This window comes from Paenibacillus nanensis, assembly GCF_003583765.1.
GTDB classification, from domain to species: Bacteria; Bacillota; Bacilli; order Paenibacillales; family Paenibacillaceae; genus Pristimantibacillus; species Pristimantibacillus nanensis.
The window spans coordinates 103,628-122,225 of the sequence record NZ_QXQA01000014.1 but is presented as its reverse complement, the minus strand read 5'-3'; the positions used below and the strand labels follow the sequence as shown (position 1 = coordinate 122,225).

Below are 18,598 nucleotides of genomic sequence, written 5' to 3'. Positions count from 1 at the left end.
GAATTCACCCCTTTCAAAACCCTTTATCGTTATCGTGAAGGCCGTAAGACTCGAAGAACGAGTCTCTAAAATCCAGAAGCCGGTCTTCCATTATTGCTTGACGCACATCCCGCATCAGCTGCAGCAAGAAATGCAAATTATGGTATGTCGTTAACCGAATTCCGAATGTTTCATCCGCTTTCAAAAGATGACGGATATAGGCTCTTGAATAGTTTTGGCAGGTATAACAGGAACAGTTCGGATCAAGCGGCCCCAAGTCTTCCGCATATTTGGCGTTGCGAATGACTAGGCGTCCCTGGCTCGTCATCGTTGTCCCGTTTCTCGCGATACGGGTCGGCAGCACGCAATCGAACATGTCGACGCCTCTGATCGCGCCTTCGACGAGCGCGTCTGGCGAACCGACGCCCATTAAATACCTAGGCTTGTCCGCCGGGAGCTCAGGCACCGTATAATCCAACACCTCATACATGAGGTGTTTAGGCTCGCCAACGCTGAGTCCACCAATAGCATACCCCGGGAAATCCATGGAAGTCAAATCTTTGGCGCTTTGGATGCGCAGATCTTTATACATGCCGCCCTGCACAATGGCGAATAACGCTTGATCATGCGGTCTTGCATGCGCCTTCAGGCACCGCTCCGCCCAGCGGGACGTTCGCTCCGTCGACTGTTTGACATATTCATACTCGGCCGGATACGGCGGACATTCATCGAATGCCATCATGATGTCGGGTCCCAGCGCGTTCTCGATCTCCATTACAACTTCTGGCGACAAAAACAGCTTATCGCCGTTTAAGTGCGAACGGAAATGAACGCCTTCTTCCGTAATTTTCCGCATTTCAGCCAGGCTGAACACCTGAAAGCCTCCGCTGTCCGTCAATATCGGGCGGTCCCAGTTCATGAACTTGTGAAGTCCCCCCGCCTTTTTAACGAGCTCATGTCCCGGACGGAGGAACAAATGATAAGTATTGCTTAAAATAATATGCGCGTCCATCGCTTTCAATTCTTCGGGGCTCATCGTTTTTACCGTAGCCTGCGTGCCTACCGGCATAAAAGCCGGCGTCTCTATGACGCCGTGGGGCGTATGCACACGTCCAAGCCGCGCCCCCGATTGCTTGCATTGTTTAATCAACTCATATTTAACTGCCACTTCGTCACGTTCCATTCTCTGATTTGGTTAATAAATAAACATCGCATCGCCAAAGCTAAAAAATCGGTAACGGCGCTCGATCGCTTCGCGATAGGCCTTCATAATCGTGTCGCGTCCGGCAAGCGCGCTAACCAGCATAACCAGCGTCGACTTCGGCAAATGGAAGTTCGTCAGCAGCGCATTCACAAGCTGAAACTGGTACCCCGGATAAATAAAGATGGAAGTCCAGCCGCTGCAAGACTCAATCGGCGCATCCTTGAAACGATTGGCCAGCGTCTCCAGCGTACGAGCGGATGTGGTGCCGACTGCAACGATTCTTCTGCCGGAACGCTTCGCCTCATTCAGCAATTCCGCATTCTGTTCATCCAGCTCGTAATATTCCGAATGCATCTCATGCTCTTCCACCGTGTCGACCGACATCGGCCTGAACGTTCCGAGACCGACGTGGAGCGTCACATACGCGAGCTTTACGCCCTTTTGCTCCAACCGGTGAAGGAACTCTTCGGTGAAATGAAGACCTGCCGTTGGGGCGGCGGCTGAGCCCTCATGCTTGGAGTATACGGTCTGATACCGCTCCCGTTCCTCCAGCCGCTCCTTAATATAAGGCGGGAGAGGCATTTCCCCCAGTTTATCGAGCAGCTCCTGGAAGATCCCCTCATAGCGGAACCGGATCGTTCTCGATCCCATTTCGCCCTCCGACAGCACTTCCGCTTCCATTAGCGGATTGCCCGTTCCGTCATCGCCAAAGACGATGACCGATCCAACCTTCAGCTTTTTAGCCGGCTTCGCCAGCGTCTCCCACTGATTCTCGCCTAGCTGCTTGAGGAGCAGCAGCTCCGCCTTAGCTCCCGTTTCCTTCTTCATCCCCATCAATCTTGCCGGGATGACTCTCGTGTTGTTCAGCACAAGCACGTCGCCTTCCCGCAGCTTGCCCTCCAAGTCGGTGAAGACGCCGTGACTGATTTCTCCGCTCGTCTTGTCCAGCATAAGCAGCCTCGAAGCCGTACGCTCCTTAAGCGGCGTCTGTGCGATCAATTCCTCCGGAAGATGGAAATCAAACCAATCTACATTCATCTCATATTCATTCCTTAGCTAGCGTAATGCCTTTATAGTAGTATTTCAAAATATATTCATAGTCATACCCTTGCTGAGCCAAGCTGAGCGCTCCATACTGGGACAAGCCGACGCCGTGTCCGTATCCGGTGCCTCTAAATTCAAACGCGGCGCCTTTCGAAGCGGCCCGAATGTCACCGTCGCCGTCCATCGCATAGAGATATTCGCCGTTATACGCTGCCGACTTGCCGTCGGCGCCCATTACATAAACCTTGCGGGATTCGTCCGACTTGGTCGATTGCGCTCCCCCTGCGCCAAGGATAACGACTTTCCCCGTTTCTTCAATATCAAATAATGTGCTAGGGAGCGACCCGCCTACGCCTAGCGCCGACCGAATCGTATCCGGCGATGCGAGCGTAAGCTCTGCCCCATTCACGGAAAGACCTGTCGCGCGTCCCGAAACGCCTCGGCTGCTCACTTCTAGCGCAGTGATCGGAGCAGTCAGCTTGGGATTGACGCGAAGATTCAACGTTGTCAGCAGCTCCGTGCTGGTAAAGGGACCTCTAATCCAGCGCATCGGATTCGACTCCATCACCTTCTCGAGCTCGACAACCCGCGCGCCCTTATTCAACTGAGCCACGACGGGGACAGCTTCTTGAATCAACGGATGCTTTCGAATATTCGTTCCATCGGCAGTCAGCTCCAAAATTCGGCTGCCGGCCGATGTCTTTTGCCCTGAATCGGTCACTAGATCCTCGCGCACATACCCAAGCTGTCCGCTCGGCAGAACGACGCGGTACCAGCTGTAAAGCCCTTTCTCCGACACATCATCCGGGCTCGGAACGGATTTCAGATAAGGCACTTCATTATTCCAGGCTTCTTTGGCGTCCGCCGTCATGCCTCCGCCGTTCGATGAAAATATCGCTTCAATGACCTTGCCGTTGTATAACGCGACAACGCCTCTCGTCGCTTCGACCGCCTCGATTGAAGACGGCTTTTCGACACCCGTACCGTTATAGGCCTGGCTTAAAGTCGTGTCTACGACATGGGCGATCTGGAATCCTAGCCCTTTGTTTAAAGCATAGGAACGCGCCGCTACCGCCTGCGCTTTCAGCGCTTCAAGCGGCCAGGAGGTATACATCTCCACCGCTACGACCGAGTACAGATATTCCTCGAAGGGCAGTTCATTAATCACCGCGAGCTTCCCATTAAACGCGCTAAGCTCGAAGCTCCCCCGATACGTCCGGCCGCTGCGCTCCTTGAGGCTGATTGGCTGCTCTCCGGAAGGTGTGAGCCAAACCTTCATATCGTTTAAAGGGAACATGTAAAGCGTCTGGCTATCGTTTGCCTTACCGGTGTTCGCATAATCCGGGCGAATCAGCATATATCGCGAGGTTGGATCCACCGGCTTCAAGGAAGCGCTGCTTGGCGCTTTCGCTGCATCCGCCTGCAGCGTCTTCAGCTCTTCAGCCGTAGACGCTCCGCCTATCATAACGGAATACACCGGGCCGGAAGCGCCTGCTCTCACCGCAACATAAGCATCGAACCCCGCCGCGCCGTATTGCTCGGCCCCCGCTTCAGCGGCCGCTTTGCTGCTATAGGCAGGGGTCTCCAAGCGCAGCGGGCCTTGCGCTGCCGGCTTAAAGCCGCCGAGCATCCCGGACAGCTTAGCGTCAGCATTCCAGCGGCTAACGGCGGATGCCGATTCCGCCGCTGATTTATACGCGCCTTCGAATATTTGATAATGAAGAGCGCCGTTTTTCTTTACTGACGTTATATAAGCTGTGCCTTTAGCGGAGACGACGTATTGATAGACGCTCCAAGCGCTTGTGAAGGTTTTGGTCTCCAGCAGCTTGACCTTATAATCGTCAACTGCGACGCGGACGCTTTCCCCCGCGGGTATGGACAACCATTTATGCGCGCCATCCGGCTCGCGAACGCCAAGACCTATACCGCCCGCCGATTGGAATGTGGCTGCCGCCGTCGTCTGATCGTACTTGCCGGGCAGCTGCATAAACATTGCTACCCGAATATCCTGTAAGGATGGGACGGCTGCTTGCGTCCGAACAGGAACGGCCGTTGCGGCAGAAACGAGGACAAGCAGCGCGATCGTCGTAAGCGCAAGCTTTCTCCAGGTATGATTAATCGTCTTCACCAGTTGAACTCCTCTCTCTACGTACGCTTCGGTATCGGCAGTCCAAGATGCTTATAAGCGCTGTCGGTTGCGATTCGTCCTCGCGGAGTGCGCTGCAAGAAGCCGATCTGCATTAAATAAGGTTCATACACGTCTTCGATCGTCTGACTTTCTTCGCCGATCGTGGCCGCAATGGTGTCGAGTCCGACAGGCCGGCCGGAGAAGGTGGTCATCATGGCATGAAGCATCTTGTGATCGATATGGTCCAATCCCATAGGATCGACCTGCAGGAGTTCTAGCGCGGATCTCGCGATTTCATGCGTGATCACGCCGTCTCCGCGCACTTGAGCAAAGTCCCGGACCCTCTTCAGCAGCCGGTTCGCGATCCGCGGCGTTCCCCGGGAGCGCATTGCGATTTCCGTCGCCGCTTCGCCGACGATAGCCACATCCAATATTTCGGATGCGCGCGATACGATAAACGCAAGCTCGTCCACCGTATAAAATTCAAGCCGGCTTACGACGCCGAAGCGGTCCCGCAGCGGGGCTGAGAGCAGCCCAGCTCGTGTCGTCGCCCCGATCAGCGTAAACGGCGGCAGATCGAGCCGCACCGAACGCGCGCTCGGACCTTTGCCGATCATAATATCAAGCGCGAAGTCCTCCATCGCGGGATAAAGCACTTCCTCAACGGTACGGTGCAGGCGGTGAATCTCGTCGATGAACAGAACATCGCCTTCCTGCAAATTGGTCAGAAGCGCCGCAAGGTCCCCCGGCCGTTCGATGGCGGGACCGGACGTCGTGCGCAGATTAACGCCAAGCTCATTGGCGATAATGTTCGACAAGGTCGTCTTGCCGAGACCCGGCGGGCCATAAAGAAGCACATGGTCCAGCGCCTCCTTCCGCATTTTTGCGGCTTCAATATAAATGGTCAAGTTCTCCTTGACCTTCGTTTGTCCGATATATTCAGCCAAGTAGCGCGGCCTTAGGCTCAGCTCTACAGCTTGGTCTTCCATCATCAGGTTGGCGGATATAATTCGATCGTCCATTGCCCGCTGTTCTCTCCTCTCCGTTACCCTTTAAACAACTGCTGCAGCGCCCGCTTCATCAGCGAATCGACGGTTTCGTCCGCTTTGACGCTGTCCTTGAGTCCGTTCCAGGCCTTATCCAGCTCCGCGGACGTATAACCAAGCGCCGCAAGCCCTTCGCGCGCTTCCTTCCATGCCGTGCCTGCGCCTTCGTCTCCTATAGTCTCGCCAGCCAGCTCAGCGGCGAATCCCGCCGCGGCAAGCAGTCCTCCGTCAGCAACCGCCCCGAATAACTTGTCCTTCAAGTCAAGGATCATACGCTGAGCCGTTTTCTTGCCGATGCCGGGCAGCTTGGTCAAAAAGCCGATATTCTCCTGCTGAACCGCAGCCACAATCGATTCCGGCTTACCGGCCGACAGGACGCCCAGCGCGACACGCGGTCCGATGCCGGACACATCCAGCAGCTTGCGGAACAGCGTCTGCTGCTCTCTTGATTCAAAGCCGAACAGATGGATCGCGTCTTCGCGCACATGATGGTGGATGTATACGGTAACCGCTCCCTCCTTAGCCGCAAAAGCGTAAGGACTTGGAACGAATACGCGGTATCCGACATCCCTTACGTCCATCACAATATACTCCGCTTCAATATGTACGACCGGTCCTTTTAAAAAATCGATCATTGACTAGGTCACCTCATTTATTTTCTGTGTCAACACGGCGGAGTGGGCATGACAGATCGCTATGGCAAGAGCGTCCGCCACGTCGTCCGGCTTCGGGATCGCGGACAGCTTAAGGAACATCTTAACCATCTCCTGCACCTGCCGCTTCTCCGCTTTGCCGTAGCCTACGACCGATTGCTTCACTTGAAGCGGCGTATATTCCGCTACCGGCAATCCGCGCTGGGCGGCCGCCAATATGATGACGCCGCGCGCCTGTCCGACGGCGAAAGCCGTCGTGACGTTCCGGTTGAAGAACAGCTTCTCAACCGCTACCGCATCCGGCTTGTACCGGTCCATCAGCGCTCCTGCCGATTCGTAAATTTGAACGAGCCTTTGTTCCTGAGGCGTGCTTGCTTCCGTCGTGATCGCGCCGTATTGCACGGGCGTAAGCTTATGTCCTATTTTATCTATGAATCCGAAACCCGCGATCGCTATGCCCGGGTCAATGCCTAATACTCGCAACATGCCAACTCCTATCGGGACTGCCTAATAAACGCCCAGCCTTCATTATAGCAAAATAAAAAGAGAATGAGAACGAATGTTTGATAGAATTGGACTTGTCACAAATGCAAAGCCCAACAAGCAGCACAAAAAACCTCCTGCTTATCGGATTGGGCAGGAGGCTTTTATCCTTGTTTCAATCATCGATTCCAAATTCTAATAAGCCTGCTTCATGGCCTTCTCATTAGGCTCCATCGCATAGTCGCTGTAAGTGGATAATACGCTGTTATATTCGTCGATGTCGCTTACGCGAATGCCTTGGTTAAGCTGTTCCAGCTGATGATCGGGAAGGCTGCTCTCCATGAACCGAATGTCGAGCTGAAAGAAGGTTCGCAGCACCTTTTCTTCTTTTGGCGCGCCGTCGAATAAGGAGAAATTGCCGTTTTTATCGATGCCGAAGTAAGCATGCGACTTGCAATAATCGGACAAGTCCTCGATATGCTCAACAACCGTTACGGATTCGCCGTCACGGTCGAGCGATGCGCTCCACTCCGGATGCTCCATAAGAAGCCGCACAATCCCTTTTCCCTCCAGCCGGCCTAACGACTCCGTCTCCTCGCCGCAAACATAAATACGGCGAAGGATAACCGGTATCGCGTCTGTCCTGTTCGCCAAAGCCTCGCTGATCGAGGGCTGATCCTTAGCGTAAAGGACGGGCGGCACGGCGGTTATCGCCGCTCCGCAACCTATGCTCGCCGTAATCCAAAACGCGACTGCCCCTAATGTCCAAAGCGGCTTTCGGCTTCGCCGAAGCCGTCTTTTCAATTGCTTCCACAAGCTGAATGTCATCATTGAGGAAGCCCCCTTTACTTGCATTTTTCTGATAGTCTGCTCCATGTATGTATAATTATTCAACAAAAAACAGGCCTCGTTTTTATAGCGCGAGGCCCGTTCATATTCTACATGTTCGATTAGCGATTCGAAACGGCTAGCGGTTGATCCAAGGACGGCTGCCGCTTGTCGTCTTTCTCTTCGGTTTCGGCACTACGGTACGGATAGCCGCTTTTTTTCCTTTTTTGCGCGGTTTAAGAGCTCCGGCTTTCGAAGCTGTTCCGACCGCTTCAGCCTCGTCGTCTCTTTTACCGCCGCAGCCGCAGTCATCCTTTGTGCTTAGTCCCGCAACGGGGGCCGAATTGTTTCCCCACATCGGATAAGGGGTTCCGGTCGGGTACCCGCTAATGTTCCCCGTGTAGCCTGTTGGCGGGTACATAGCCGACAGCTCCGACAATTGTCCCATCGACATCGGCGCCATGCCCGTATTAGGTCCAGCCGAGTATGGCGAGATCATGCCGGCATTCGCTCCGAATGCGTACGGGGATACCATGCCTGTGTTTGCTCCAGTGGACATCGGCGAAACCATGCCCGTGTTAGGGCCTGCCGACAATGGCGAGACCATGCCCGTGTTAGGGCCTGCAGACATTGGCGAAACCATGCCCGCGTTAGGGCCTGCAGACATTGGCAAGACCATGCCTGCGTTAGGGCCTGCAGACAGCGGTGAGACCATGCTTTCATTTTCTGCCAATGGCGAAACGTAGCCTTTGTTTGCTCCCTCGGATAGCGGCGAGACGTAGCCCTTATTCGGCAAAGCTTCGCTTAGGCCTTCGTACGATGGATTGCCGTAACCCCAATCGGGTCCTCCCGCATACGGCATAACACCCTGCCATGGGTACGTTCCTGGCGGACAATCGTAAGGATACATAGGCTGCGTTGTGTCCGCGAGCGCTCCGAATTTAGAACCCGTGTCGTAACCGTAAGGAGCCATATCATTCGGAGAAGCATAGTATGGTTGAACCATCGAAGCGTTTATGCCCGGATAGCTTGAATTGTACATGGACATCGCCTCTACGGCAGGCACGTTGTATTGTTGGAACAGGTCCATGCTTTGCCCGTATTCCGAGTTATCTTGATATTCCAACGGTAATGCTTTATTCGCATAGGCTGTCGTCTTCGTCGCAGGTGCAGTATTTTCAGAAAGCGGCGAGAAATTGCCGCCGGACAACGGCGATACATTCGCCGACAGCGGTGCGACGTTGCCGCCGGACAACGGCGATATATTCGCCGATAACGGCGAGACGTTGCCGCCGGACAACGGCGATACATTCGCCGACAGCGGTGCGACGTTGCCGCCGGACAACGGCGATACATTCGCCGATAGCGGCGAGACGTTGCCGCCGGAATACGGCGATACATTCGCCGATAGCGGCGAGACGTTGCCGCCGGAATACGGCGATATATTTTCCGAAAGCGGCGAGACTTTACCTCCGGAATACGGCGACACATTTTCCGAAAGCGGCGCGACTTTACCTCCGGAATACGGCGACACATTTTCCGAAAGCGGCGAGACTTTACCTCCGGAATACGGCGATACATTTTCCGAAAGCGGCGAGACTTTACCTCCGGAATACGGCGATACATTTTCCGAAAGCGGCGAGACTTTACCTCCGGAATACGGCGACACATTTTCCGAAAGCGGCGAGACTTTACCTCCGGAATACGGCGACACATTTTCCGAAAGCGGCGCTACATTACCGCCGGATAACGGCGCTGCGTTCGACGAGAGCGGCGCTACATTACCGCCGGATAACGGCGCTACGTTTGACGAGAGCGGCGCCACGTTGCCGCTGGACATTGGAGCAACGTTAGATGAAAGCGGCGTAATATCGCCCGTCGGCGTTTTGGAAGCCGGCGCTGTTTTTCCTGTCGAGAGCGGCGAGATATCGCCCGTCGGCGTTTTAGAGGCCGGAGCCGTTTTGCCCGTCGAGAGCGGAGCCGTTTTTTCGGCTGCAAGAGGCTCGACTTTTTCAGCTGCAGGCTCCTTTTTGGCGGGCTGTTCTTTTGAAGCGATCGGTTCAGCCTTCTCGGCGAGCGGTTCGACTTTTTTCTCCGGCTCGGCTTTTTTAGCAGGCTCTACCTTCGCGGCAGGCGGAGCAGGAGCCGGCGCGGGCGGAACGGGTGACACGATCGGAGCGGTTGGCGTTTTTCCTGTGATAGGGGCTGTATTTTTTTTGTCCGTAACAAAACCGGTAAACGTTTTTCCGACTACCGAAGGAGCCGTTGCCAGCTTTCCGACGACACCCTGTACGCCCTGCATGATCGAAGTCGGGCTTAGCGGATGTGTAGGTGTTTTGCCGGATGTGCTCTGAGGGGTGAAGGATGCGGGAACTTGGGCATTCGCCTTCGGAATGTTCACGATCTCTCCGGTCAGCAGCACGTTCGGGTTTTTGAGATGAGGATTGGCATGAATAATTGTGGCCAGCGGCACCCCCCAAGCTTTGGACAGCTTCCACAGCGTATCCCCCTGCTTGACGACATGCTGGTGCATAATCTCCATTCCGTTCACTCCATTCTGTGCATTGTGGCTTGAAGGGATTTTGATCTTCATGCCAACGTCCAGCGCATCCGGATTCGTAATATCCGAGTTCAGCGCCAAAATTTCTTCCAGCGAAACGTTATACTTCTGGCCAATGGAGTATAACGTGTCGCCTTTTTTGACCATATGGATTTTCACTCGCCGATGACCTCCTGTTACGTTCTGAATAACTTGGCACGGCTAATGCCTGTTATCAATCTCTACATCCTATGCAGAACATGGGCAGGTGTCTCCACTTTTTAGAAAAAAACGTCGAGGCATGTCCAGTCTCCCCCAAAAACACGGAATATTCGTCATAAGTTGACAGCCAATCGGCCGCATCAGAAGGAAATACTGAGCGCTTAGTGAGGGTTAAGCGGGACAACCGCGCACAAGAGAGCTGCTGAGGGCGCATTTATCATAAAAAATAGATGAACGCAAAAAGCCGGCGCTGCATGAGCGCCGGCTCCGCTTGAAGTGCCGCATTCGGGATAAGCTATTCGTAAACCTTTACGCCGTCAACGGTAACGATTTTACGGAATTCTTGAAGCAGATGCGTCGTAATCGGACCGGCTTGTCCGGATCCGATCGTGCGGCCGTCGACTTCGCGAACCGCGATAACTTCAGCTGCCGTGCCTGTGAAGAACACCTCATCCGCGACGTAAACGTCATGCAGCGTAAACGGCTCTTCCTTCAGCTTGTAGCCGAGCTTGTCGCAAAGCTCAATAATCGCCGCGCGCGTAATGCCTTCAAGGGCGCCGATATAGCAAGGCGGCGTAAACACAGTGCCGTTCTTAATGATGAAGATGTTATCGCTGGAGCCCTCTGCCACATAGCCTTGCGAGTTCAGCATGATCGCTTCGCCCACACCGGCCAGGTTCGCCTGAATTTTGACCAAAATATTATTCAAATAGTTCAGCGATTTGATCTTCGGGTTAAGCGCATCCGGAATATTGCGGCGCTGGGATACAGATACGGAGACGAGACCGTTCTTGTATGCCTCCTCCGGGTAAATCGCAAGCTGCTCCACAATAATGATGACAAAAGCTGCCGGGCAGCGCTTTGGATCCAGCCCCAGGTTGCCGGGACCGCGAGAGACGACAAGACGGATATAACCGTCGCGCAGCTCGTTGCGGCGGATTGTCTCTACAAGCGCAGCCTGCATCTCATCATAAGTTAAAGGAATGTCGAGCATGATCGATTTGGCCGAATCATACAAGCGGTCCAGATGCTCTTTGCATTTAAAAATGTTGCCGTCATAAATCCGAATGCCCTCAAAAATGCCGTCCCCGTACAAGAAGCCGTGATCGTAAACGGAAACCTTCGCGTCTTCTTTTTTTACATATTCACCATTCAAATAAATCCATTGCTCTGCCATACCGAACCTTACACCTCCGCATTATGTGTCGATCATGAACCTCTCAGTTCGTCTAACCCACAATCTAATTATAATAGCTGCTCGTAAGTGAAACTAGGGTAGCATCCCAGGATGCGAATGCTGCAGCCGATCGCTTCGATTTCCTGCAAAGCCGCGGGCAGGAGCACCGAATCCAGGGACATCTCGATTTCGATATAAAAATAATAACTGCCCAGCTTCTTTTTCGTCGGACGCGACTCAATCCGCGACAGGTTGATGCGCCGCCACGCGAAGGCGGATAGCACCTGGTGAAGAGCCCCCGGAAAATCCTCCGGCAGCGTCACAAGAATGCTTGTTTTGATCCGGTCCGACTTGCGGGCGGCGTACGGCTCCTTGCCGACGAGCATGAACCTCGTATAATTGTTGTCGTGATCCGTAATTTCCGTCGCCAACAAATCGAGTCCATTGTTTGCCGCCGCTATCCGTGTGCCGATTGCCGCAATTCCTTCGCCCGGATGATCCCGGACAATTCGAACCGCTTCGGCGGTGCTGCTGACATGCTCCATCTCCGCGTTAGGCATAGAGGTTCGCAGGAACTGAAGACATTGCGCCATCGCAACAGGGTGACTGATCACCTTTTTAATCCGGGAGAAGTCGAGGGTCGCTCCCGTATCCCCTTGCAGCTCCGACTTTCTTCCGATCAGATTCTGAATGGACGGGTATACCCATTCCGCCTGCATCGGCAAATCCACCTCGTGGACAAGCCAATCCATATGAAGGCTGACGGAGCCTTCGATCGTATTTTCAATCGGGATGACGCTGTAGTCGCTAATCCCGTTTACGGTTGAGAGGAATACATCGGCAATGAGCCTATGATGCTTCCATTCCACCTGGTTTTCGCCGGCGAACAAATGCTTGGCCGCTTCGTCCGAGACGGAGCCCGCCGGCAGCAATGCGATTGTTTTCATGCTTTGACTTCTCCTCTGATTCTGTCCAGCAGGGTTAACCGCCGTTCCGCCCCCGTGCCTGCGGATTGCGTCTCCTCCACCGTAATTTCCGGCCCGCTCAAGCAAGGCGCCAGCCATAATGTCTCCGCTTCGATGCCTTCCTTCGCGAGCGTCGCCTTCAAAAAGCTCTCAAGCTGCGCCTTCTCGCCGCTTGCCGCGTCCACAAACGCGATCAGCGTCGGCCCCGCTCCGCTGAGCGCCGCGCCAAGCGCGCCGAAGTCCGCGGCGCGCTCCAAAATTTCCGCCATGCCGGGAATAAGGGCTGCACGGTAAGGCTGGTGCAGCCGATCCTTCATCGCATGGCGGATCAGCTCCAGCTCGCCGCCGGCCAGCGCCGCGACGAGCAAAGAGCTACGGCCGACGTTATAGACGGCGTCGGCCATCGACACGGCGGAAGGCAGCGCATGGCGCGCCTTCTCCGTGAGCAGCTCGAACGCTGGAATCGCAACCAGCGCCTCAAGCCGTTTGGGCGGCTCGATCCGCGCATACTGCGCCTCCTCGCCGTCCCAAGCCGATACGACGATGCCGCCGAACAGCGAGGCGCCGACATTGTCGGGATGCCCTTCCAGCTCGGTCGCGATCTGGAACAGCTTCATCGGGCTGAGCGGGCTGCCGATTAACGCGTTCGCGGCAGCCAATGCTCCGACGATGGCCGAGGCGCTGCTGCCAAGTCCCCTTGCGAGCGGGATCTCGCTGTACATCGCGATGGCAAGCTCCGGCACCTCAGCGCCAGCCTCTTCAAAAACAAGCTGCGCCACTTTATAAAGCAGGTTCGATTTGTCTCGCGGCAAACAGTCCATACCGTCTCCAAAAAATTCAAAGGTCGTCCCGCCTGTCTGCGGCACGGACATTTCGATCCATGCGAACAGCGACAGCGCCATGCCCAGCGTATCGAAGCCCGGTCCCAAGTTGGCGGTGCTGGCGGGAACCTTCACGATTACTCGTCGGTTGTTCATCGCTTATCCTTCCACCCGGTAGACGCTTTTCACTTTGTAAACGACATCCAAGGATTCGAAGTTCGCGAGTACCTTCTTAATCGCCGCTCTGCTGGCGTCATGCGTAATGATAATAATTTCGGCATCCGGATTGTTCGGATTCGGCTGCTGCAGCACGGATTCCAGACTGACCTCATAATCCGCAAACGCCTGCGTAATGCGAGCCAATACCCCTGCACGATCCGCCACATGCAGAAGCAGGAAATATTTCGAGGAGATTTGCTCGTCGGTTTTGAGCTTCTTCTCTTTGTAGGCGACGGCGCCTTGCTTGCCGTTCACGCCCAGCTTCAAGTTTTTCACGACGGCGACAAGGTCGGCCACAACGGAAGTCGCCGTCGGCAGCTCGCCGGCGCCCGCGCCGTAGAACATCGTCTCGCCAACCGCTTCCCCGAATACATACACGGCATTAAATACGCCGTTAACGGAAGCGATCGGATGCGTTTTTCTAACCATCGTCGGCTGCACGCTGACGCTGATCTGATCGTCTTGACTCTCCGCGATCCCAAGAAGCTTCAGCTCATAGCCAAGTCTCTTTGCATATAAAATGTCTTCTTTGCTTACGGAAGAAATGCCTTGCGTGGATACATCCTCCAGCGCCACGTTCGAGCGGAAGCCGAGCGTCGCAAGAATCGTCATTTTGCGGGCAGCATCAAGTCCCTCGACGTCAGACGTCGGATCGGACTCCGCATAGCCCAACTCCTGCGCTTCCTTGAGCACGTCCGAATACGAAGCGCCCTCTTGGCTCATTTTCGTCAGGATATAGTTGGTTGTTCCGTTCACGATACCCATAATTTTCGTAATCCGGTCGGAGGAGAAGCCTTCCACCAGCGTGCGGATAATCGGAATGCCGCCGGCTACGCTCGCCTCATATAACACGTCGCAGCGATGCTCATGCGCCTTCGCCAAAATTTCCGGCCCGTGAAGAGCCATCAAATCTTTGTTGGCCGTTACAACATGCTTGCCCAAAGACAACGCTTCGAGGATATATTCCTTCGTGTTAGCGATGCCTCCCATCACTTCCACGATGACATCAATCTCCGGATGGCGGATCACTTCCCAAGGATCCTCCGTCAGCTTATCCGGCGAAACAGCGATATTTCTCGCCTTGCTCTTATTTTGCACCAGCACTTTCTCAATCATGATGGGAGAACCGACTTGACTCTGCAAATCCTCCTGATGGCCTTCCACAATACGCACGACACCCGTTCCAACCGTGCCGAGCCCCAACAAACCTACTTTAACCGGCTTCATATAATCCCTCCACATCCAAACTTGTTATCCTCTGCCGATAATAGCCGCCTTGCGCACGCCGGGCTCCCGCCGCAGCAGCTCCGCCAATTCGGAAGCGTCGCCCGCCACCTGCGATACGTCCACGGACAACACGACATTCGCATAGCCTTGCAGCGGAATGCTTTGGTTCATCGTCAGCACATTCCCGCCTTGAGCGGCAATCAGCCCAAGCACGCTCGATAATACGCCTGCCCGATGCGCCAAATCCATCGATACCGTCACGATTCGTTCCTGGTTCATTTCATTCAGCGCGTAAACGCCGTCCTTGTATTTGTAGAACGCGCTGCGGCTGAGACCGGCCCTCTCCACGGCTTCATGAACGGTTGCCGCGCTGCCGCTTGCGAGCAGCTCCTTCACCAGGATCGTTTTTTGTATCGCCTCCGGCAGTATGTCCTCTCGAACGACATAATAGCGATCAGCCACTTGCGTCCTCCTCAAAAAGACAAATGTACACCTATAGTGGACATTATAACGGAATCGCAGCGCCCCGGCAATAGGCCCTATGGAAAAAGACGACTTTCGTCGTCTCTTGTCTCGTGTTATTCGTAAGGATTATAGTCGCTGCCTTCAAAAAATTCGAACGCAAAATCATTAACTCGAACCATATCGCCGTCTTTTGCGCCTTGTTTGCGCAAAGCCTCGTCCACCCCAAGCTTCCGCATAATCCGCGCGAACCGCATGACCGCGTCATAAGAGTTTAAATTCATTCGTTTCATCATCCGGGCAATGCCTTCGCTTTCAACGACGAAAATTTCGTCTTCCCGATGGATCGTAAACGTGATGTCTTCCTTCTTCTCGTAGCTGTACACCTTGCGCTCTTCGATCGCCTTAACTTCTTCAACCTCAGTCTGCACCGCAACCGTATCAAGCAGATCGGCCGCCTTATAGAGCAGCTCCTGAATGCCTTGCTTCGTCAAAGAAGAGATCGGAACGATCTCATAAATGCGCTCGCTGTCCTCTTCCGCGAGCTGCTGCTTGAATAGCTCAAGCTGCTCCTCAGCCTCCGGCATGTCCATTTTGTTCGCGGCGATGATCTGAGGGCGCTCCGCCAGCTTCGCGTTGTACAGCGCCAGCTCGGCGTTAATCTTCTTCCAATCGTCATAAGGGTCTCGCCCTTCGGACGCCGCCATGTCAATGACGTGGATAATAACCCGCGTTCTCTCGACGTGGCGCAAAAACTCATGGCCGAGTCCGACGCCTTCATGCGCGCCTTCGATCAGTCCCGGCAAATCCGCCATTACAAAGCTGCGGCCGTCACCCACATCCACAACGCCCAGATTGGGTGTGATCGTCGTAAAGTGGTAAGCGCCAATCTTCGGCTTTGCGCCCGATACGACAGACAGAAGCGTCGATTTCCCGACGCTCGGGAAGCCTACAAGACCCACGTCCGCCATTACCTTCAGCTCAAGCACAACCCAGCGCTCCTCGCCTTCCTCTCCGTTCTCCGAAATATAAGGAGCCGGATTGGTCGGCGTCGCGAACCGGATATTGCCGCGTCCGCCGCGTCCGCCTTTGGCGACTACAACCTCTTGGCCATGCCTCGTCATATCGGCAATGACTTCTCCTGTATCATCGTCAATGACGACCGTCCCTGGCGGAATCCGAACGATCGTATCCTCCGCGCTGGCGCCGTGCATGCCTTTTACCTTGCCGCGCTCGCCGCGCTCCGCTTTGAAATGCTTCTGATACCGGAAGTCCATCAGCGTGCGCAAGCCTTCGTCAACACGGAAGATCAAATCTCCGCCGTTGCCTCCGTCTCCGCCTGCAGGACCGCCGTTTTCCACATACTTCTCGCGGCGGAAAGAGACAATTCCGTCTCCGCCGTCTCCGCCTTTTACAAATATTTTCGCCTTATCGACAAACATGTCTTGCCTCCGTTCAAGCGCGCATTTCCGCCTTCAGCAGCAATTTGGAGAAGCTTGGCTTATCGCCGACGGGCCTAAGCGGCGCGCTTTCCAGCTGCTGATTCATTTTTTGACTCCATTGCTGCTCGTTAATGAATTCGCCCTCATAATAAAATGCCGCGTATAGCGCTTCCTCATCCGCGCTTAAGCGTACCCGCAGCACAGCTAATCCTGCATTGTCCGGCTTTACGGCAAACCGGTACGCGTTAATTGTATGTATAAGCGCCTCCGCAACGGCTTCACCGTCCAGAGACAATTCATTCAAATGCAGGTCCCCCTCGATCTCCACCTCTAACGACATCGTATTAGTAATCGTCCGGAAGGATTGAATAAAGCTGATCAAGGATGGCACGCCTAGTTTGGAAACCGCGCTCTCCGCCGCCATTCTCTCTCTTATTCTCTCCACATATTGAATGGTCTTATCCAGCTTGCCCAATCGAATGTACCCGAATAGCACCTGCAAATCGTTCATCCAGTCATGCCGATGATGGTTCAGCGTACGCACGCTGGCGTGCTGCATGGCCCCAATCGTCCGAGTCAGCCGTTCCCGATGCTCTTTCCTCTCTTCCCGAATCCAAAAAGCCGCCGCCGCGGCACACCATACAAGAAATAGAGCGATAAGCCAAACCATGCCGGGCCAGATCAACGCCGCGACTCCCGGCAGCAAGATGGAGGCCGCCGCATAATGCTTGGCCGTCGTAAAGCGTCCCATACCTAAGAACCTGCCTTTGCCTGATTTCCTAGCTTATCCAGTATATCATGCTGCACTTCTCGGGTCATCTGCTAAAAACAAAAATACCCCGGCCTAGCTATGCCGGCCGGGGCGAGTACTTTACTTAAGCTTCAACTGCAGCGGCTACAGGAGCCTGAGCAACAGGGTATACGCTCACTTTCTTGCGGTCGCGTCCGTAACGCTCGAACTTCACGACGCCGTCAATTTTCGCGTACAGCGTGTCGTCTTTGCCGATGCCTACGTTCGTACCAGGGTGGATCTTCGTTCCGCGTTGACGGTACAAGATGCTTCCGCCTGTTACCACTTGGCCGTCAGCGCGCTTAGCGCCAAGACGTTTCGCCTGGGAGTCGCGTCCGTTCTTTGTGGAACCTACGCCCTTCTTCGAAGCGAATAGCTGAAGATTCAGTTTCAACATGGTGTATTCCCTCCTTCTGAATTTGTGCCTTGCAGGAGGAGCAGCTTACACAAGCCGCTCTTCTATTACAACGTGTTTACCGTATGATGCAGCGATCGTCCCAAGCATAACCGCCATCGATTCGAGCAGCAGCTGCATTCTTTCGTCCGCTTTCGCGTCCATCAGAACCGGAATATCCGATGACAGCCAGCCGTTCTTCATCTGGGCGGGAAGCTCGACTCCCGCTAATGTTTCAATCGCATTAACCGTGCCGACCGATACCGCCGACACGCCGGCGCAGACAATGTCTTTGCCGGGTTTCGCATATTTGGCATGTCCCTCGACAGCAAATGATACGATGCGCCTGTCTTCCGTCTTCCTGACGAAGGTAATGGTGATCATAGAAAAAACCTCTTACGCTTGGATTTTCTCGATCGTTACTTTCGTGTAAGGTTGACGATGGCCTTGCTTGCGGCGATAGTTCTTTTTAGCTTTGTATTTGTAAACGATGATCTTTTGGCCTTTGCCGTGTTTCTCGACTTTGCCAGTTACAGTTGCGCCGGATACAACCGGAGCTCCCGTTACAAGACCGTCCTTGCCGGAAACGGCCAGAACGCGATCAAACGTTACGCTTTCGCCCTCGCTGCCGTTCAGTTTCTCGATGTAGATGACATCGCCCTCCTGAACTTTGTATTGCTTGCCGCCAGTTTCGATAATTGCGAACATTGTGGTGCACCTCCTTGTTTTCGAAGACTCGCCCTATGTAGGTGGCTGCCGGCGATTGCCAGCCGCGCTTTTAAGTAACCCGATCGGAGCGGTACCTGCATATTCGCATCTGCAGAGATACGGAACATACACCCGAACAGTTTATCATATTGAAACGCCTAGTTCAAGCTTTTTGTAGAAATAATATCGCTCATGCAAGAACTTGCCTGGCTGCCATGCGTAATTGCTCCACAGCCGCAGCCCCCGAGCTTTTAAGCTCGTGTGGCG

Annotated in this window: 18 protein-coding genes; all 18 read right to left on the bottom strand. The window is 54.4% G+C overall.

Translation table 11 applies throughout. The features are described 5' to 3' along the window. Positions 1 to 13: 13 nt before the first annotated feature. Entirely contained in the window at positions 14 to 1,162 is a 1,149-nt protein-coding gene (gene tgt / locus D3P08_RS20000) for a tRNA guanosine(34) transglycosylase Tgt (protein WP_119601831.1), read from the bottom strand. A 12-nt stretch (positions 1,163 to 1,174) separates the two neighbouring features. Then, complete coding sequence (gene queA / locus D3P08_RS19995; protein WP_119601830.1) at positions 1,175 to 2,221, bottom strand: tRNA preQ1(34) S-adenosylmethionine ribosyltransferase-isomerase QueA; 1,047 nt, start codon at positions 2,219 to 2,221, stop codon at positions 1,175 to 1,177. A gap of 7 nt (positions 2,222 to 2,228) precedes the next feature. After that, on the bottom strand, positions 2,229 to 4,355 hold the full coding sequence (locus tag D3P08_RS19990) for a SpoIID/LytB domain-containing protein (protein ID WP_119601829.1): 2,127 nt from the start codon (positions 4,353 to 4,355) through the stop codon (positions 2,229 to 2,231). A gap of 17 nt (positions 4,356 to 4,372) precedes the next feature. Further along, positions 4,373 to 5,377, bottom strand: coding sequence for a Holliday junction branch migration DNA helicase RuvB (gene ruvB / locus D3P08_RS19985; protein WP_119601828.1), 1,005 nt, complete (start codon positions 5,375 to 5,377; stop codon positions 4,373 to 4,375). A 23-nt stretch (positions 5,378 to 5,400) separates the two neighbouring features. After that, positions 5,401 to 6,036 carry a Holliday junction branch migration protein RuvA gene (gene ruvA / locus D3P08_RS19980; protein WP_119601827.1) on the bottom strand — a complete coding sequence of 212 codons (636 nt, stop codon included), beginning with the start codon at positions 6,034 to 6,036 and terminating at the stop codon, positions 5,401 to 5,403. A 3-nt stretch (positions 6,037 to 6,039) separates the two neighbouring features. Further along, positions 6,040 to 6,537 (bottom strand): crossover junction endodeoxyribonuclease RuvC, encoded by a 498-nt coding sequence (gene ruvC, locus D3P08_RS19975; RefSeq protein ID WP_119601937.1) that lies wholly within the window; start codon positions 6,535 to 6,537, stop codon positions 6,040 to 6,042. Between the two features lie 195 nt (positions 6,538 to 6,732). Then, complete coding sequence (locus D3P08_RS19970) at positions 6,733 to 7,368, bottom strand: BofC C-terminal domain-containing protein (protein ID WP_162848540.1); 636 nt, start codon at positions 7,366 to 7,368, stop codon at positions 6,733 to 6,735. Between the two features lie 136 nt (positions 7,369 to 7,504). Continuing rightward, positions 7,505 to 10,084, bottom strand: coding sequence for a LysM peptidoglycan-binding domain-containing protein (locus D3P08_RS19965; RefSeq protein ID WP_119601823.1), 2,580 nt, complete (start codon positions 10,082 to 10,084; stop codon positions 7,505 to 7,507). A 337-nt stretch (positions 10,085 to 10,421) separates the two neighbouring features. Next, positions 10,422 to 11,303, bottom strand: coding sequence for a branched-chain-amino-acid transaminase (gene ilvE / locus D3P08_RS19960; RefSeq protein WP_119601821.1), 882 nt, complete (start codon positions 11,301 to 11,303; stop codon positions 10,422 to 10,424). 68 nt (positions 11,304 to 11,371) lie between these two features. After that, positions 11,372 to 12,250 carry a prephenate dehydratase gene (pheA, locus tag D3P08_RS19955; protein ID WP_119601819.1) on the bottom strand — a complete coding sequence of 293 codons (879 nt, stop codon included), beginning with the start codon at positions 12,248 to 12,250 and terminating at the stop codon, positions 11,372 to 11,374. After that, entirely contained in the window at positions 12,247 to 13,245 is a 999-nt protein-coding gene (gene thrB / locus D3P08_RS19950; protein WP_119601817.1) for a homoserine kinase, read from the bottom strand. Before thrB ends, pheA begins: the two co-directional genes overlap by 4 nt. A gap of 3 nt (positions 13,246 to 13,248) precedes the next feature. Then, on the bottom strand, positions 13,249 to 14,535 hold the full coding sequence (locus D3P08_RS19945; protein ID WP_119601815.1) for a homoserine dehydrogenase: 1,287 nt from the start codon (positions 14,533 to 14,535) through the stop codon (positions 13,249 to 13,251). Between the two features lie 24 nt (positions 14,536 to 14,559). Beyond that, on the bottom strand, positions 14,560 to 14,997 hold the full coding sequence (locus D3P08_RS19940; protein ID WP_119601813.1) for an ACT domain-containing protein: 438 nt from the start codon (positions 14,995 to 14,997) through the stop codon (positions 14,560 to 14,562). 116 nt (positions 14,998 to 15,113) lie between these two features. Next, positions 15,114 to 16,439, bottom strand: a complete 1,326-nt coding sequence (gene obgE, locus D3P08_RS19935; protein ID WP_119601811.1) for a GTPase ObgE — start codon at positions 16,437 to 16,439, stop codon at positions 15,114 to 15,116. A 13-nt stretch (positions 16,440 to 16,452) separates the two neighbouring features. Next, the gene (locus tag D3P08_RS19930; protein WP_119601809.1) at positions 16,453 to 17,190 is read right to left on the bottom strand and encodes a Spo0B domain-containing protein; all 738 of its coding nucleotides are present in this window, start codon (positions 17,188 to 17,190) and stop codon (positions 16,453 to 16,455) included. Positions 17,191 to 17,314: 124 nt separating this feature from the next. Beyond that, positions 17,315 to 17,626 carry a 50S ribosomal protein L27 gene (rpmA, locus tag D3P08_RS19925; RefSeq protein ID WP_119601807.1) on the bottom strand — a complete coding sequence of 104 codons (312 nt, stop codon included), beginning with the start codon at positions 17,624 to 17,626 and terminating at the stop codon, positions 17,315 to 17,317. Positions 17,627 to 17,671: 45 nt separating this feature from the next. Next, positions 17,672 to 18,007, bottom strand: coding sequence for a ribosomal-processing cysteine protease Prp (locus D3P08_RS19920; RefSeq protein WP_119601805.1), 336 nt, complete (start codon positions 18,005 to 18,007; stop codon positions 17,672 to 17,674). A gap of 12 nt (positions 18,008 to 18,019) precedes the next feature. Beyond that, entirely contained in the window at positions 18,020 to 18,331 is a 312-nt protein-coding gene (gene rplU, locus D3P08_RS19915; protein WP_119601803.1) for a 50S ribosomal protein L21, read from the bottom strand. Between the last annotated feature and the right edge of the window lie 267 nt (positions 18,332 to 18,598).

Excerpts from the sequence above, each read along its gene's own strand:
- tgt (WP_119601831.1), bottom strand. The coding sequence starts at position 1,162 with ATGGAACGTGACGAAGTGGCAGTTAAATATGAGTTGATTAAACAATGC.
- queA (WP_119601830.1), bottom strand. The coding sequence starts at position 2,221 with ATGAATGTAGATTGGTTTGATTTCCATCTTCCGGAGGAATTGATCGCA.
- ruvB (WP_119601828.1), bottom strand. The coding sequence starts at position 5,377 with ATGGACGATCGAATTATATCCGCCAACCTGATGATGGAAGACCAAGCT.
- ruvA (WP_119601827.1), bottom strand. The coding sequence starts at position 6,036 with ATGATCGATTTTTTAAAAGGACCGGTCGTACATATTGAAGCGGAGTAT.
- D3P08_RS19970 (WP_162848540.1), bottom strand. The coding sequence starts at position 7,368 with ATGATGACATTCAGCTTGTGGAAGCAATTGAAAAGACGGCTTCGGCGA.
- ilvE (WP_119601821.1), bottom strand. The coding sequence starts at position 11,303 with ATGGCAGAGCAATGGATTTATTTGAATGGTGAATATGTAAAAAAAGAA.
- pheA (WP_119601819.1), bottom strand. The coding sequence starts at position 12,250 with ATGAAAACAATCGCATTGCTGCCGGCGGGCTCCGTCTCGGACGAAGCG.
- thrB (WP_119601817.1), bottom strand. The coding sequence starts at position 13,245 with ATGAACAACCGACGAGTAATCGTGAAGGTTCCCGCCAGCACCGCCAAC.
- D3P08_RS19945 (WP_119601815.1), bottom strand. The coding sequence starts at position 14,535 with ATGAAGCCGGTTAAAGTAGGTTTGTTGGGGCTCGGCACGGTTGGAACG.
- obgE (WP_119601811.1), bottom strand. The coding sequence starts at position 16,439 with ATGTTTGTCGATAAGGCGAAAATATTTGTAAAAGGCGGAGACGGCGGA.
- D3P08_RS19930 (WP_119601809.1), bottom strand. The coding sequence starts at position 17,190 with ATGGGACGCTTTACGACGGCCAAGCATTATGCGGCGGCCTCCATCTTG.
- rpmA (WP_119601807.1), bottom strand. The coding sequence starts at position 17,626 with ATGTTGAAACTGAATCTTCAGCTATTCGCTTCGAAGAAGGGCGTAGGT.
- D3P08_RS19920 (WP_119601805.1), bottom strand. The coding sequence starts at position 18,007 with ATGATCACCATTACCTTCGTCAGGAAGACGGAAGACAGGCGCATCGTA.
- rplU (WP_119601803.1), bottom strand. The coding sequence starts at position 18,331 with ATGTTCGCAATTATCGAAACTGGCGGCAAGCAATACAAAGTTCAGGAG.